Raw genomic sequence first — 15685 nt, 5'->3', positions numbered from 1 at the left:
CGCGCCGCATTGATGACGGTTTCGTCAGAAAGTATTGACCGAAACAGGTCTAGCGTGTGACGATTTCGTCAGAACTATCGGAGGAGGCCGTGGCATGGGTCAGGGCCCGATCGGTGTGGCGGTCTATCGCGACAACATCTATGCCACCGAGGCCCTGCTCAACCCCTATCCGCATTACCGGCGGCTGCGCCGGCTGGGCCCCGTGGTGTGGCTGCGCCGCCACCGCGTCTACGCGCTGCCGCGCTATGCCGAGTGCAAAGCCACCCTGCGCAACGATGGACTGTTCATCTCCGGCAACGGAGTTGCGCTCAATCCGCTGAGCAACCGACTCTCCCGCGGCACCACGCTCAACAGCGACGGTGCCGAACATGACGAGCGCCGCAAATTGCTTGCTCATCGCCTGCTCCCCAGGGCGCTGCGCTCGGTGGGGCAGACGATCGACGAACAGGCCGCCGTCGTGGTCGAGGGCGCTCTACGTCGCGGCACCGTCGACGCGGTCGCCGATCTCGCCACCGCGCTGCCGCTGGCGCTCGTTCCCGATCTCGTCGGCTGGCCGCGCGACGAGCGTCGGCATCTGATCACCTGGGGCGGCGCCACCTTCGACATCCTGGGCCCGTTGAATTGGCGAGCCGTCAAAGCTTTTCCACGCAGTCTGCAGATGCTGATGTTCGCACACCGGGTGGTCCGTAACCGCTCCGTGCTGGACGGGAGCATGGCGCACGAACTGCTGTGCGCGGCCGACGAGGGAAAGCTCACCCACGCGGAATGCCCGAAGCTGATGGTTGACTACATCGCGCCTTCGCTGGACACCACGATCAGCGCTATCTCCAATGCCGTGTACCTGCTCGCGACCCATCCCGAGCAGTGGCGGTTGCTCCGGGACGATCCCTCGTTGATCCCGAATGCCGTCAACGAGGTCATTCGCTATGAATCCCCACTGCGGGCCTTCGCCCGCCAGGTGCACGACGACACCGAAATCGCCGGCACGCCGATTCCCCGCGGCGCGCGGGTGCTGATTCTGTACGCGTCGGCCAACCGGGACGAGGACGAATGGGACCGCCCGCAGACCTTCGACATTCTGCGCGACGCCGGTCGTCAGATCGGCTTCGGCAACGGCACCCACGCGTGCGCCGGTCAGGGACTGGCCCGCATGGAAACGGCGGCCATCCTGCGCGCTCTGGTGGAACGCGTCGGCCGGATGCGGGTGACGGCGCAGCCGTCCTGGGCCGTCAACAACATCATCCGCCGACACCAGCGCCTGCCGATCGAACTCGTCGCCGCCTGAGCAGGAGTGACTGGAACCACATAGTTAGCCCACTAACTAATAGGGTACGATCAGACTTGTCGGCGCCGGACTAGGCTTCGATTCGAATCGTCTAGGAGCGATCATGTCCAACGCTCGCCCGAATTTCTGGCAGTACATCGGCTACTCCTACGGCCGGTGTCTGCCCGACACGATGCGCGACTGGGTGTCGCGCGATCTCGCCGGTCCCGGAGCCATCCGCCGGCACCTGATCCGGATGGCGATCCCCGCGGCAGTGGTGCTGGCACCGCTGTGGTTGCTGCCGGCATCGCTGTACGTGCACTCGGAGATGACGGCGCCCATCTTCATCTGGGTCCTGCTGATGGCGCTGGCCCTGAACAAGGTGTGGCGCCGCCACCGCCTGGCTCAGCACGGGCTGGACCCGGGCCTGGTCGACGTCATCAAGCGACAGAAGCAGGCTCACATCCACGAGGACTACGCCCGTCGCTACGGGCCACGTCCGGAATCGGCGAAGTGGCAGGACAACAGCAGCCCGTTCTAGGACTTAGGACTGAAACGGTTACCGCAGTCCGCTCACCTTGAAGGAACGATGACGCCATGCGTACGGGAGTCAGCGACGAACTCGACCCGCTGTCGTTGGAACGGCAGGTCTGCTTCGCGCTCGCCGTCACCAACCGCGCGGTGCTGGCGGTATACCGGCCTCTGCTCGAACCGCTGGGCCTGACCCATCCGCAGTATCTGGTGATGCTGGCCCTGTGGGACAACGCCAAAGGTAAGTCCGGCGGCAATCCGCTGTCGGTGAAAGACATCGCCACGCTCCTGCAGATGGATTCGGCCACCCTGTCGCCCATGCTCAAACGTCTGGAGTCGCAGCAACTGATCACCCGAACACGCAGCGCCGCCGACGAGCGAACCACCCACATCACCCTGACGCCGCAGGGCCGCAGCCTTCGCCGTCAGGCGCTCAGGGTGCCACCCGCGGTGGTCGAACGACTCGGTGTCGAGCTCGCCGAACTGGAGCATTTACGTGAGGTGCTGACCAAGATCAACGCCGCCGCGATAGCGGCTGGCGCGCTGGACGGATAACCAGAAGTGATGGCCGCACACTGACTTTCGGGTGTGAGAAACCAGCACCCGGGTATACCCGCGCTGTGGCCGATCCCTCACCCGCCTCCGACAGCTTGCGCACGTTAGCCGCAGCGCACGGCGTAGCGACCGCCTATCGCAATGAGCGGCGGGAGCCGGTCGAGGTTGATCCCGACGTGGTGATCCGGGTGTTGGGCCTGCTAGATGTCGAGGCCGCCACCGAAGCCGACCGGCGCCGTGAGTTGGCGCGGCTCACCGAGGCCAACCGCGCCGGCGTGCTGCCGCCGACCGTCGCGGTACGCGTGGACGGGCGTTCCAGGCCGCTGCCCGGTGCCGTCGCGCTGGAAGCGGAGGACGGCACCCGCTTCGACGTGCGTGACGAGCTCCCGGGCGATCTGGCGGCAGGCTGGTACCGCGCCGAAACCCGTAATGGTCAGCACGTCACCGTCATCGCAGCGCCCCCGCAGGTACCGTCGACGCCGTCCACGTGGGGTTGGATGCTGCAGCTCTACGCACTGCGATCCGCCCGGTCCTGGGGCATCGGCGATCTGGGTGATCTACGCGAGTTCATCGGCTGGACGGCCACTGAACACCACGCGGGCGCGGTACTGCTGAACCCGCTGCACGCGCCCGGCCCGACCCACCCCGTACAGCCCTCGCCGTACACGCCGTCCAGCCGGCGCTTCGCCAACCCACTGGCGCTGCGCATCGAGGACCTCGAAGCCTATCGTCGCGCCGACCCGGACACCCGCGCGGAGGTGGATGCGCTGCGCGTCTCGCCGGACACCGAGCGAATCGACCACGACCTGGTCTGGGCGGCGAAACGTGCTGCGCTCGAACTGCTGTGGCGGGCCGAGAACCGGCCGAATCCCCTGGACCGGTCACCCGGGCTGGCCGGGCTGCGCGACTGGGCCACCTACTGCGCGCTGGCCGAACGACATGGCGGCCGGTGGAGCCGATGGCCTGCGCCACTGCGCGACGTCAGCGGTCCGGCCGTTGCGGCAGCACGCCGGGAGCTGGCCCCCCGCTTGGCTTTTCACGCCTGGGTGCAGCAACGCTGCGCCGAGCAGCTGATCGCCGTGCGGGCCGCCGCACGCGACGCCGGCATGGCGTTGGGCGTATTGCACGATCTCGCGGTGGGCGTGGACGCCGACGGCGCCGACGCGTGGGCGCTGGCCGACGTGCTGGCCCCTGGTGTGAGCATCGGTGCGCCGCCGGACAACTTCACCCCGCGAGGGCAGGACTGGGGATTGCCGCCCTGGCGGCCGGACCGGCTGGCCGCCACCGGCTATGCGGCACTGCGAGACATGTTGCGAGCCGTGCTCATTCACGCCGACGGCCTTCGGATCGACCATGTGGCCGGATTGTGGCGGCTGTGGTGGATCCCGCCGGGAGACGGTCCGGATCGCGGCACGTACGTGCACTACGACGCCGACGTGATGCTGGCAGTGCTGGCGCTGGAGGCACACCGGGCGCAGGCCACGGTCGTCGGTGAAGACCTGGGCACCGTCGAACCCGAAGTCACCGAGGCGCTGGCCGACAACGGGATGCTGGGTTGTGCGGTGTCATGGTTCACCCGTGATCAGTCGGTCCCCGGGGAGCCGTTGCTGGTGCCGGCGAAATGGCCCGCACGGGCGGCCGCCAGCCTGTCGACCCACGACCTGCCGACGGCCGCAGGGTTCCTGCGCGGCGAGCATGTCCGGGCCCGCGCTGCCCTGGGGCTGCTCAACGACGTGCCGGCCGAACAAGCCGCGGCCGCGCGGGAACGCGGAGAATGGCTGGCGCTGTTGCGATCCGAGCGGCTGCTACCACCGGATGAAGCCGAGCCTGACGAAGCGGTGATCATCGCCGCCATGCACCGCCTGCTGGCGGCGACGCCGAGCCGACTCAAGCTCATCTCACCCTACGACGTGCTGGCTGAGGTCCGACAGCCCAACTTGCCGGGCACCATTGACGAGTATCCGAACTGGCGGCTGCCGCTTCCGGAGACGTTGGAGCAACTGCGCGCCGACCCGCGGGTTGCCGAGATCACCGCCCTGTTTCGCCGAAGTCACGCGTGACGAAGCACCAATAGCTCGCCGGTCAGCGTCCCGTCCTCCAGTAGCTCTCCGATTTGTGAGCTCTGCCGCTCGGCGAGCTGCCAAGCCTCGGTGTGGCCATGGCGTGCGCTGAGCTCCTTCGTCACGGCATCCATCCGCGCATTCCATTGGTCCGGAATGGCCGGCAGCTCCGCGGTTCTCAGCCAGTGATCGACACGCAGCGACGCCTGGTCCACCAAAGCCCGTAATCGGTCCGGCGACGGAAAATGATTGGCGTCAAGCTGTTCTTCCGGCAATTCGCGTTGTGCCACGAACGCCAGCAATCCAATTCGCCCGCCGCGTCGCACGGTGCGGTGCAGTTCCTCGAGCAGCGCAAGCTGATCCGGGGTGGTGCACAAAACCCCCAGCGACCACGCGGCATCGCACGCTGCATCCGCCAGCGGGAGTTTCGAGCCCAACGCGCGTACCACCGGATACCCGAACAAACGTCTTGCGGCACGGCAGGCGCCGGCCTCGGGCTCGACGAGCACGGGGCGCACGTGACGGGATTGCGCCGCGTACGCGGCCGGGCCCCCGACACCGGCTCCGCAGTCCAGAAACAGCGCGCCGGGCTCGATCTTCATCTGCGCCATCAGCCAGTCCAGCGCGGCCGGACTACCGCTGCCCCGGCACCCCGCGGGCACCCGGTATTCGGGACCCAGATCGGCCGCCACTTGCGCGGTCCACTCTGCGACCGTGTCGAACTCCGCCTGCATCGCTTCGGTCACGAAACCTCCTCCCGGAGACGCCGGCCCACTTCCGCTTTGATTTCGGCCCCGACCCGCGCACCGGATGCCGAAGCCAGGCCGGAGACGTTGACTCCCTCGACGCCGTCGATCGACAACAACGCCCGCGCCTCACTGACGGCGGCCGAGATCCCGGCCGCAATCGGATCCGCGGCGCTCAAGACCTCCTCGATAACTGCCGGATCCAGTTCCAGGCCGGGTAAGCCCTGCAGTACCGCCGCCGACACGCTGTCGGTGAATACCGCGGCAGCAGCGATCACCGGGATCGACAACCCCTGCGCCCGAGCCGCTTTCATGAACTCACCGATCATGTCGGGAAACGGCACATGATTAAGCACCGCTACTCCAGCGCCGGCTCGCTGCTTTTCGACCAGCCGCACGGGCCGGGCATGGACGGGCGGAGCCGTGGGAGTTTCGGGCACCGCCGGCACCACACCGAACGACGAGGCCAGTGCCACCAGACGCGGCCCGTCCAGGTCGAAAGTCTGGGTGACATCCGGGCGGACGTCGTAGCCGCGTCCGTCACCGGTGACGCACAGCACCGTGCGGACCCCGACGCTGCGCAGCCCGCGCAGTTCCTGCTCGAGTACCACGCGATTGCGATCTCGGCAGGACAACGTGATCCACGGCGTCACCCCTGCGTCAAGCAGCAACGTTCCCATCAGGGTGGGCGGAAAGTCGGGTTTGTTCTGATGCTCGCCGACCAACACGGCGTCACACGACGACGCCAGCACGGCAGCGGTCGCGGCAACGTCGCCGCGGTCAAAGGGCGTGCAGCTGAAATCGGTCAGGACCAACGGAACCGCAGCGACCGGCCGGCGCGCCGGCGACGGACCGGACCACGGCACCGCGTCGTCGAATACACACGGCCCGGAACGCATTTCGCACTGACCGTCGGGCCGCACGCCACCGCAGGGCCCGAACTCCATCCGCTTTGGACAACCGGTCGCCATCGCGATCTCGCCCAAGGCCGCACTCAGTCGCTGTCCAGCGTGCCGCTAACCGGTTGAGCGGTAACGTGATCCATCGGCGGCGCGGCTCCATGGCCCATATCGCGGTGGGCGACTGCGGTTGCCAGCGCAGTTCCATTACGGATCGTTGCGAGAATGTCCACCTCGTCGTTGACCGTGAAGGGGCTTCCGGCCCGGGTGATGACGGCGGTTTCCGGCGTGACCAGGTAGGTGCGGGTAATCCCGTCGCGACTGCGCGCGGTGATCGAGTCGGCCGAGACTGCGATCAGCGTCCCCTCTTGGCTCACCGTTTGTTCGGCCGCCGGTGGCTGGTGTCCCGAACCGGCCGCATTCACCGCTAACGCGGCAATTCCCGCGGCCACAATCATGGAGCCGAAAACGATGGTGCACGCCGCGACGACTATGCCTGCCATCAGCCCACGCCCGCCCTGTGCGGATTTGCCGGCGAGCGACTGACGTCGCTTTGCCGACTCGCTCAGGCAGTGTTTGGCGGTCATCTTCGGCTTCCTTTTCCGGCAGTCCTCGACCGCCGCGCGCTGGCGCGTCTCGTCCTACGCCGTCGCTGTCGGATTTACCCGAAGCGTTGCGCCGGTAAACCGCTGCGCAGCCAGTTCACTCGAGAACGAAGACCGGTATCTGCCGGGTCGTCTTCGTCTGGTACTCGGCGTACGGCGGGTAGGCGTCGACCGCACGCTGCCACCACTCCTCCCGCTCGGAGCCCTCGAGCTCGCGCGCGGTGCGGGAAACGACTTCCGAACCGTCCTGAACGGTCACCGCCGGATTCGCCTTGACGTTGAAGTACCACGACGGGTGGTCGGGTGCGCCTCCCTTGGATGCGACGATGGCATAGCGCCCGTCATGCTCGACACGCATCAGCGGTACGTAGCGCTTCTTGCCCGACTTCGCGCCGGTCATGGTCAACAGAACGACGGGTTTATCGAAAATCTCTACCCCGTCGGTCGTACCCTGCCGCAGAATCCGTTCGGTCTGCTCGCGCACCCAGTCCGTGGGGCTCAGTTCAATCGAATCAGCCATACCGATGCCCAACGCTTCTCAGTGGTCCGTCCATTCCCCGCCTCCGTCCGCGTAGTGTGCGCTTTCCCGCGAATAAAATTATCCGACGGCTTGTGAAACCGTTTTCGCATGCGGGATGGCCGTCGCGCTGGATGATCGGCCGCATCGGGAATACCCTTTCTCAGGGAAGTGCCCACAATTTCTGGGCCAGCGACCACAATCGCGAACAGCGCGCACGCAGACACGGCGGCGCCCTACCGCTTCCCGACATCACGGGATTGGTTCGAACGGGAAGCCGGCTGGTCCGTCGGCCCCGACGGCGCCGGGTGCGCCGAACCAAGTGGTGAGTGCGTCGGCGAGGCCGTGAAACGGGTAATCGCCCGCCCAAGCGACATGTCCGTCGGGCCGGATCAACACGGCACCCGCAGCGGCAACCGCGCCGACCACTGGAAGATTCCAGGCACCGCCGGCTTGCGCGTCCGCCAGCCGCACCCGATCGATCCACCCTCCGACGTCGACGCCGCCGGGATCGCCGAGGTTGAGCAGTACCGGTTGGGCCCGGTGCAGCAGTTGGTAGACCCGCACCGGCCCTGCGGCGCCGATCAGGTCAAGATCAGGCATGCGTCGCCCCAGCAGCGGATGCCCGCCTCCGAGGTCGTAGCGGATGTCCAAGCCAGACATCATGGCGGCAAATCGTTTCCGGGGTTCGTCCATGCCGAGCAATCGGGCGGTGATGGTATGGAGCGCCCTGGTCCGGTCATCAGCGCGCAGCAGCGCCATCTGGGCCATCGCGTTGCGCAACACCCGTGCGGCGACCGGGTGCCGTTCGGTGTGGTAGGTGTCCAGCAGGCAAGCGGGCGACGTCCGGTTTACCACCGCGGCGAGCTTCCATCCCAGGTTCACCGCATCCTGGATTCCGGTATTGAGCCCCTGGCCGCCGATCGGATGATGCACATGCGCCGCGTCGCCGGCCAGCAGCACCCGCCGCTCACGATACGCGGCGGCCTGTCGGGCGGCATCGGTGAAACGGGAAATCCAAGTGGGACTGTGGATTCCGTAATCCGTCCGATATACCTCGAACAGCGCCCGGCTCAGATCATCCAGGGTAGGTTCGCCGGCCGGTCCGAGGTGGCGCTCGGTCACCATCACCCGCACCTTTCGATCGTCACCCGTCACGCTGAGCGCATGCACACCGAGGGCGTCGTGGCGGATGCCCCATTCCGGCTCTTCGCCTGCATCACAACCGATTTCCACTTCCGCCAGGAGATAGCTGGTCGTCGGCTGCCAGCCCTCGAAGGCAATGCCGGCCGCTCTGCGGACCACGCTGCGGCCGCCGTCGCAACCCACCAGGTATTCGGTGAAAAGGGACTGACCGCCGACGACGTCGACGACCACACCGGTGTCGTCTTGGGCGATACCGCTGACCTCCCGGCCGCGATAGATGCGCACCCCGAGCTCTTCTGCCCATTCGGCCAAGGTTTGCTCGATATGACTCTGCCACAACGCAAGTCCGTAAGGGTGCCGGGTGGGAAAGTCTCCGATGTCGAGCCGGATCTGGGCGAAACCGGCCAACTGGCACACCTGGCCCTGCTGGATGAACCGGTCGGCGACGCCGCGCTGGTCGAGAATTTCGATGGTGCGCGAGTGCAGGCCGCCCGCACGTGCGCCGACCAGGGCCTGGTCACTGCGACGCTCGATGACGGCGACATCGATTCCGGCCAGCGCCAATTCGGCTGACAGCATCAGACCAGTGGGGCCGGCGCCGACGATGACTACGGCATGCTGGAATTCCACACTTCCCCTCGTTCCGCTGAGTTTTGGCTTAGCTCAGCGATTTTGCGGCATGACCGGGGTCTTGCCGCAAGCCCCCCGGTGCGGTATAGGTTGAAGACGGGAGGGGATTACCGCGATCCGAACCGAAGCGAAACCTCGAGCACGGTGTGGAGCGGATATGCGTCAACCATGGATTCCTTGACGTACTCGGCCAGCTGCTCGCCCTCCCCGGCAGCCACCTCGAACACCAACTCTTCGCCGGCCTGTGCCACCATCCGGGACCGCAGTCCGCCCGCTGCGATCGCCTGGTCGACGGCGATCATCGCGAGCTTCATGATGTCGGCGGCACTTCCCTGAACGGCCATCGCCACCGCGGCGCGTTCTGCCGCCGCGCGAACCGCGCCGCTGTTGCCGGCCAGATCGGGCAGGTACTGCCGGCGGCCTAACAGGGTGCTCGCGAATCCATGCGCTTGCGCCTCGTCGACCAGACCGCGCAAGTCCGTTGCGCCCGCGCCCAGATGTTCGGCGATCTGCTCCTCAAGCCGGCGGTACCCGGCGAACATCAACTCTGCGTAGCCGTGTCCCGGGACCAAAGCATCACGTAACTCCGGCGCGGCAGGCAGGTCGGGATCTGCCCATGCCGGCATTCCGGTGGCGGTGCCGAACTGGTGGTAGGCGGGGTGGATTCGCCCATCGGATGAGATCGACTTCGGCACGTCGGTATGCGAGAGCAGCGCCTGGTTCACCGCGACACCCGTGGCCTCCAGCCGGGTCAGTACCCGTTGGGCGGGCAGCTCCAGCCGGTGTAACAGCGCCGAGGAGTCGATACGCGCCAGTTCCTCATCGAGGACATCGGCGAGATCAAGTAGCGCGCACGTTTTCAGGATCAGCGCCGCAGCTGCGTCGTCATCGCGCATCGGTGCAACCACCTTCGCGGGCAGGGCGCAGCGCATGTGACGGATCAGCAGATCGTTGAGCCCCCCGGTCTCCCGGTCGGGAACCAGCAGATGTGCCGCCAGCACCGTGTCCGAGGTGACGCCGCGCAGCGTCCAGCCGCACCCACCTAGCGCGTGCATCGCCGACTTTGCGTCGTGCACCGCCTTGGGCGGCCCGGGATCGGCCAGCCAGGACACCAGAGCCGCTTCGTCGTCGGGTGTCAGCTCCGCTACCTCGACGTACCGGCCCTCACCGTCTGCGGCGACAATCGCCAACGCGACGGCCTTGCCGGTGTAGTCCGGCGTGCTGACGACGACGCTCAGGCCGAATCGATTGCCTAGACTGTGCTCGGACAGCCAGACCGCCAGCTCACCGGCACGCAACGTCCGTCCACGCACGTCGAATCCGTTCGACACACTGTTCATCCTTGGCCATGATTGGCGAGCGAGGGCGACGGGGTACCAGTAGCCCCGACGGTCCATACCGACGACGAAAGATGCACCACGATGAAGGCAACGGTTACTCCCGAAGCCGAAAAGGCGATCACCGAGATCGCCCAACGTCACGGACTGTCCCGCGAGGCGGTCCTGGCGATGTTGTTCGCCCTACAAACCGGCGGCGGCTCCATGGCACAGTTCTCGATCCCCGAACTCGGCGGTACCGGGCAGTGGATGCGGGGCGGCATGACGATGGTTGGCGACATGTTCGACAACGCGCTCAAGGCGCGCGTCGACGCGTTGTGCGATGAGCTATCCCGGTTGCTTGCCGCCACCACGGTATTCGCACCATCGGCCTCCGGTCCCCGGAGTGGGTACACGGCCACCAATTGGTGGCCGGCGGACCTGGGCGTCCCCAGCTCGTCCGGCGGTCAGAATGAGACGCGCTACGCAATATTTCCCGGCACCCGGCGGCTGGCCATCCAGGTCAACGGAGCCGTGCGGGTTTTCGACACCGGAGAACACATGATCGGGGGCGTCCAACAGCAGCAGTCCGGTGGTGCCGGCACCGTGACATTCACCAGCCAGTTCGGCACCTTCGACCTGTCGAGCCTGCGCGAACTCGGGGCGCAGCAGGTTGCCGAAACTCCTGCGGCCGCTCCGGCGCCAGGGCAATCAGGGTCTGGCGACGCCGGGGCCGTCGTCGCCACGATCGAATCGCTCGCCGGACTACATGAGCGGGGCATTCTTTCGGACGAGGAGTTCGCCGCCAAGAAGGCTGAGCTGCTCGGTCGGCTCTGACATCGGCACGCACCGGTAGCGCGCACCGGTTGCCGGTTGTTCCACCGGCTCGGCGATGAGGGCCTCAGGAGAACAGCGTGGTTCCTTGCCAAGAAAAGACCCGCCAGGTTGAAGCCGGCATTTTCCAGCCCTGACACAAAGCTGTTGGTGGCCAAGGGCAGTGTGCCCTGATTGCCGAAGCCCGACAGACCGGAGCCCAAATTCGAGAAGCCCGAGGAGAACTGGCCGAAGACGGCGTAGCCCGAATCGCCGAAGAGCTCCCAACGGATTCACGTGTACTGTCTGGTACATCAATGTGCCCTCTTGCCCGTCAGGGCCGGCGACTATTGCGCGTAGCGCGCGAAGCTCGGGCGTACGACGGGTAAGCAGCCGTTGGGCATAGCCGCGAATACGCGATTCGCTTCGCACATTTGAAGCGATCTTGCACGCCGAAGTCAGTGCTCGTTGAAGTCCGCACTTGGTCCGCGGTCTGGACGATTATCTCTTGGGGCGCTCGGCCGTCGGCGCAGCCCAGCGACGAAGCTCGGCGATTGCGATGCCCATCGTGTCACGGAGTACGGTTCGATCATCACGGACACGCGCCAGGAGCATTCCGCCTTGCAGTGACGCGATCACCATCGCCGCCAAGCGGCGTGGCTGGGCGTTTTTCACCAGCTCTCCGCGATCTTTCATGGCCTGAAGGCCGCTTGCCAGCGGATCTTCCCAACGCCGGAAGGCGGCGTCCAAACACGGGCGAAACGCAGCGTCATTCTTCAGCTCCGCAGCGATGGTGCCCAGCGGACAGGCGAATGGTCCACCGGGGGCTTCGTGCATTTTCAAGATGTGGGCGGCCCATCGCTCGATGCCCTCCCACGAGTCGGTGTGATCGAGCAGGGGATGCTGGTTTTGCAGCACAATCTCCAGTTGACGCTCGATGACGGCCGCAACCAAGTCGCTCTTGCTTTCGAAATAGTGGTACAGCTGGCTCTTGCCTGACCCGGCAGCGGCGAGGACGTCATCGAGACTGGTGCTGCTCACCCCCTGCTGATACATCAATGTGGCTGCCGCATCGACGATCACGGCCCGGCTGCGTTTGCCCCGCGCGGTCACCGGCTCTCGCAGGCGAGAAAGCGCTGGCTCAGCGGTAGACACCACTTCAGCTTAGGAGTACCGCGAAGTAAACGAAGCCTTGCCACCGAGTGACGCACCGCCGGCGCAGTGCGGCGCGAAGCCGACTGTCCGGGGAATGACAGGCCGCGTGCTCGAACAAGTCCAGCTACGTGGTGTAACGCGAGAGCTGTTGGCGGTGACTACACCGTACCCGTCACGCAACATGCGCCGTGGTGTTCTGAATGGATCGACTTAACAGAGGAAACGAATCATGAGCAACCTGCCCCTGGTGACCGACGCAACGGCCACCCCCGACCAAGCATCGGCGTTGTCCGCGGTCAAGCTGGCCTTGGGCGCGGTGCCCAATTTGACGCGGGTGATGGCGCACAGCCCGGCCTTGCTGCGCGGCTATTTGGGATTAGCCGGCAGCCTGGATCACGGCGGCACCTTGCCGCGGTCCACTCGCGAACGGTTGGCCATCGCGATCGCCCAGTCCAACACGTGCGCCTACTGCCTGTCGGCGCACACCTATCTGGGGCTCAAGGTCGCCGGGCTGAGCGCAGATCAGGTCGCCGCGGCACGCAAAGGCGACGCCGACGATGCCAAGACAGCGGCTCTGTTGACTTTCGCTGTCACCGTCAACGAGCGGCGCGGACAGATCGAGGACTCCGCGCTCGCGGCGGTGCGCCGCGCCGGTGCCAGCGACAGCGAGATCGCCGAAGTGATCGGCCACGTCGGGCTCAATGTGCTCACCAACTACTTCAATAACGTCGCACACACGGAGATTGACTTCCCCAAGATCTCGGTGTGATCGTCGCTCGGGCTTGGGGGAAGCCGTTGACCGAGCTTCCCCAAGCCCGCGATCTTGCCAGCGGATGGCTGGTGTCGCGCTCAGGAGATGCCGTTGCTCCGAACCGGAGTGGCGTGGCGAAACCACGGCCCGCATCGGACACCCTCAAGCGGGATGTGAAACCGCGGCAACGGGCATGGAATTGAGTTGAGCTCAACCCTGCTTCAGGCTGTGGGAGATGGGGGTCAACACACCGGTTGGCGGCGGACGCCCGTTGTCGGTCCGAGCTGCCGCGGCCTATGACTGGTTGTTGAGTGCGGCGCGCCAAGACATGGCCGAGGTCGGCGACGTCGAGATTGCCGCGGTGCCCCCGGCGATCTGCTTACCCCGACGACGGCTTCTGCCCGATACCGTGTCCCCGGGCAGGCTTCTCGGCGGCCACGATATGGGCGATCGACGGATTCACCGCGATCAACGGCGCCACCGCGGTGCAGCCAGGCAGCCACCGCTGGCCCGATGACCGCCCAGTGCAACGAAACCCACAGCGTGCGCATGAGGGAAGTCAGACGGCCGAAGTCACCTGTCGGTTGGTGCTTGCGCCGACACGGCCGAGCGAGTCCCGTCAAAGCCGCGTGATACGAAAGTTGCCAGCGCATGCGGGGCGGACGGCGCTCAGGGACGACTGCCGTCTTGCTCGCCATCCGCGGCGAGGGTGTTGCCCAGCGTGGTGGGGACAGGCGGCGGGTCGCTCAACACGACCCGCACCGCGAAACACACGGCGCTCACTAGGTAAAAACCGGCGGTCAGCAGCAGCCAGCGCGACAGGTAGGGAGCCTGAGTCAGCCCGGTCGCCATCTGATAGGTCGCTGCGCCCTGCTCGATGATGCCGGGCAGGAACAGGATCAACACCAAACCGGTGGCCATCGCGGGAATGCGCAGATAGTTGACGATCGGGACAGCACGCACCGACAGGTGGCGAACGCCACCGTTGGGCTGCGATCCGGTGGGGATGAGGCGTTCGGCGAACGCGTACAACGGAAACAGAACCAGGTCATGGGCGATGATGGCGACAACAAACCAGACCGCGATCGACTGCCACCACACCCTCGGGTTGAACAGTTCATCGACACCAACGGTGACCACTACATAACCGCCAAGCGCCAGAGCCACGAGCAGCACGATCAGGTGCAGCAGTCGCTCACCGTAGAGTCGCTGTCCCCACGCAATGAGGCGCTGCATCACCGCTCCCGAAACTCGATGGACGACACCCATTTTGTGCAGTGCACACCGGGCAGCGCCGGAACGATGATCCGAGCCGGATACCCATGGTCAAGCGACAGGTCGGCGCCGTTGACTTGAAACGCCAGCAGGGAGTCGGGGTTCAAAATCTGATTGCTCTGCAGCACAGCATGATTGAAGCTTCCGAAGCGTTCCAGCGAGGACACCACCGCGTAACCGGGCTGTGGACGGCCGGCCGCGGCGGCCAGATCGGCCAGCCGGATCCCCGTCCAGGTCTGCGTTGTCGACCACCCTTCGACGCAGGCGATCGGCAGGTCCACGCTGTGGTGGGGCATCGACGCCAGTTGCTCACGGTCCAGCGCCAGCGGCCGGGTGCCGCCGAGCAGTCGTAAAGACCAGGCTGAGCCGGTGAGCGTGGAGTCGATCCGCGCCGCCACGGCAGTGCGGTTGATTTGAAAATCGTTGGGACCCGTGCCGTAGCTGCGTCCCCGCGGCAGCAGAACGGCCGCCCGACGCGTGAGCCCACCAAGGGTTTGGCCGGCGGTGAGCACCGCGACCAGTGCGCTGGCACCGCCCACAACGGCGAGCATCCCGCGGCGGCTCAGGGTGGGCGGGTCTGGATCGCGGGCCACCAAACCGTTTTTGTCGAGAGGTTCGGCGACGGTGTCGGCCGTCGACGTTGTCAGAACCTCGCGGATCGACCGCGAGCGCAGACCGGTCACCATCTTTGCGAACTTGATGCATACGTGGGCGGTGAAACCGGCGATGAAGATCCAGGCCCCGAAATAGTGCGCGGTGTAGAAACTGAAACCGAAGATGTAGTCGTACTGAATGTTCAGCACACCGGTGACGATCTCGAAGAGGATTCCGCCCACCAGCATGAGCAGTGAGATGCGCTCTAGGAGATCGGCCACCGATCGCGCCGGAGGCCAAGCGAAGAGGCGCGGGATGACCGACCACAGCTTGGCCAGGACGACGGGAATGATGATCAACCCCAGTCCGACGTGCAAGCCCTGCGTCAGCCGATATAGCCAGCTCGGCCGGGTGGGCCAGTCGAACGTGGGCAATTTGAGCAGGCCCACGTCGAACGGGATGGCCTGACCGAATTGGGGTCCGTAGGCGATGTAGGACAGCAAACCGGTCAGAATGACGACGGGAAGTATGACCAGCAGCACCAGCCCGAATACCGACGTCAGCCACGGACCCCGCAACGGACTGCGCCACCGAAGTCGCGACAGACCCGGTGGCCGATGACCTTCCAGGGCCCGCCACAGCGGTGCCGGATAACCGTAGGTCGCCCGCTCGGGCGCGCTCGGCACGACGGGTTGATTGCTCGCCTCAGCCGCACCAAGCGTGGCTGGTGTCGGCGAATCATCGCTTGACGATGGCGATGTCATCATGTGGGGCTCCAGCCTCATCTCGGTTCAGGCGTTGATTGGCGACTACCGCGACCACGTCGAG

Annotated in this window: 15 protein-coding genes and 1 pseudogene; 7 read left to right on the top strand and 9 right to left on the bottom strand. The window is 66.0% G+C overall.

All coding sequences use genetic code 11. The features are described 5' to 3' along the window. The first annotated feature begins 94 nt into the window (after positions 1–94). The 4 genes from ACX9NE_RS01360 (at position 95) to malQ (ending at position 4410) form a co-directional block, all read left to right on the top strand. Positions 95–1285, top strand: a complete 1191-nt coding sequence (locus ACX9NE_RS01360) for a cytochrome P450 (protein WP_459360103.1) — start codon at positions 95–97, stop codon at positions 1283–1285. 103 nt (positions 1286–1388) lie between these two features. Further along, complete coding sequence (locus ACX9NE_RS01355; protein ID WP_459360104.1) at positions 1389–1805, top strand: DUF5313 domain-containing protein; 417 nt, start codon at positions 1389–1391, stop codon at positions 1803–1805. 56 nt (positions 1806–1861) lie between these two features. Beyond that, a complete protein-coding gene (locus tag ACX9NE_RS01350; RefSeq protein ID WP_459360105.1) occupies positions 1862–2350 on the top strand; it encodes a MarR family winged helix-turn-helix transcriptional regulator in 489 nt (162 codons plus the stop codon). A gap of 65 nt (positions 2351–2415) precedes the next feature. Beyond that, entirely contained in the window at positions 2416–4410 is a 1995-nt protein-coding gene (gene malQ / locus ACX9NE_RS01345; RefSeq protein ID WP_459360106.1) for a 4-alpha-glucanotransferase, read from the top strand. Here the strand turns inward: malQ and ACX9NE_RS01340 are convergent. The 6 genes from ACX9NE_RS01340 to ACX9NE_RS01315 form a co-directional block, all read right to left on the bottom strand. Then, positions 4401–5156: a class I SAM-dependent methyltransferase gene (locus ACX9NE_RS01340; protein WP_459360107.1), complete on the bottom strand. Its 756-nt coding sequence runs from the start codon at positions 5154–5156 to the stop codon at positions 4401–4403. The genes malQ and ACX9NE_RS01340 overlap by 10 nt on opposite strands. Further along, entirely contained in the window at positions 5153–6133 is a 981-nt protein-coding gene (locus ACX9NE_RS01335) for a methylenetetrahydrofolate reductase (RefSeq protein WP_459360352.1), read from the bottom strand. The genes ACX9NE_RS01340 and ACX9NE_RS01335 overlap by 4 nt, the downstream gene beginning before the upstream one ends. A 17-nt stretch (positions 6134–6150) precedes the next feature. Then, complete coding sequence (locus ACX9NE_RS01330; RefSeq protein ID WP_459360108.1) at positions 6151–6642, bottom strand: hypothetical protein; 492 nt, start codon at positions 6640–6642, stop codon at positions 6151–6153. 115 nt (positions 6643–6757) lie between these two features. Continuing rightward, complete coding sequence (locus tag ACX9NE_RS01325; RefSeq protein WP_459360109.1) at positions 6758–7180, bottom strand: nitroreductase family deazaflavin-dependent oxidoreductase; 423 nt, start codon at positions 7178–7180, stop codon at positions 6758–6760. 249 nt (positions 7181–7429) lie between these two features. After that, the gene (locus ACX9NE_RS01320; protein WP_459360110.1) at positions 7430–8953 is read right to left on the bottom strand and encodes an FAD-dependent monooxygenase; all 1524 of its coding nucleotides are present in this window, start codon (positions 8951–8953) and stop codon (positions 7430–7432) included. A 107-nt stretch (positions 8954–9060) separates the two neighbouring features. Next, positions 9061–10293 carry a DNA polymerase gene (locus ACX9NE_RS01315; protein WP_459360111.1) on the bottom strand — a complete coding sequence of 411 codons (1233 nt, stop codon included), beginning with the start codon at positions 10291–10293 and terminating at the stop codon, positions 9061–9063. Positions 10294–10374: 81 nt separating this feature from the next. Here ACX9NE_RS01315 and ACX9NE_RS01310 point away from each other — a divergent pair, with 81 nt between their 5' ends. Continuing rightward, positions 10375–11106, top strand: coding sequence for an SHOCT domain-containing protein (locus ACX9NE_RS01310; RefSeq protein WP_459360112.1), 732 nt, complete (start codon positions 10375–10377; stop codon positions 11104–11106). 477 nt (positions 11107–11583) lie between these two features. On the opposite strand, the gene ACX9NE_RS01305 is transcribed toward ACX9NE_RS01310, so the two are convergent. Continuing rightward, complete coding sequence (locus ACX9NE_RS01305) at positions 11584–12195, bottom strand: TetR/AcrR family transcriptional regulator (RefSeq protein WP_459360353.1); 612 nt, start codon at positions 12193–12195, stop codon at positions 11584–11586. Positions 12196–12466: 271 nt separating this feature from the next. Between ACX9NE_RS01305 and ACX9NE_RS01300 the strand changes: the two genes are divergently transcribed. Beyond that, positions 12467–13006 (top strand): carboxymuconolactone decarboxylase family protein, encoded by a 540-nt coding sequence (locus tag ACX9NE_RS01300; protein WP_459360113.1) that lies wholly within the window; start codon positions 12467–12469, stop codon positions 13004–13006. Positions 13007–13299: 293 nt separating this feature from the next. Next, positions 13300–13506, top strand: a pseudogene (locus ACX9NE_RS01295) (hypothetical protein); the annotation flags it as partial. A gap of 151 nt (positions 13507–13657) precedes the next feature. On the opposite strand, the gene ACX9NE_RS01290 reads toward ACX9NE_RS01295, so the two are convergent. Together ACX9NE_RS01290 and ACX9NE_RS01285 are read right to left on the bottom strand one after the other, a co-directional pair. Continuing rightward, complete coding sequence (locus tag ACX9NE_RS01290) at positions 13658–14224, bottom strand: hypothetical protein (RefSeq protein WP_459360114.1); 567 nt, start codon at positions 14222–14224, stop codon at positions 13658–13660. Next, the gene (locus ACX9NE_RS01285; RefSeq protein WP_459360354.1) at positions 14224–15621 is read right to left on the bottom strand and encodes a molybdopterin-dependent oxidoreductase; all 1398 of its coding nucleotides are present in this window, start codon (positions 15619–15621) and stop codon (positions 14224–14226) included. Before ACX9NE_RS01285 ends, ACX9NE_RS01290 begins: the two co-directional genes overlap by 1 nt. Positions 15622–15685 lie beyond the last annotated feature (64 nt).

The organism is Mycobacterium sp. ML4 (genome assembly GCF_054515735.1).
This window is presented reverse-complemented; position numbering and strand designations above follow the sequence as displayed.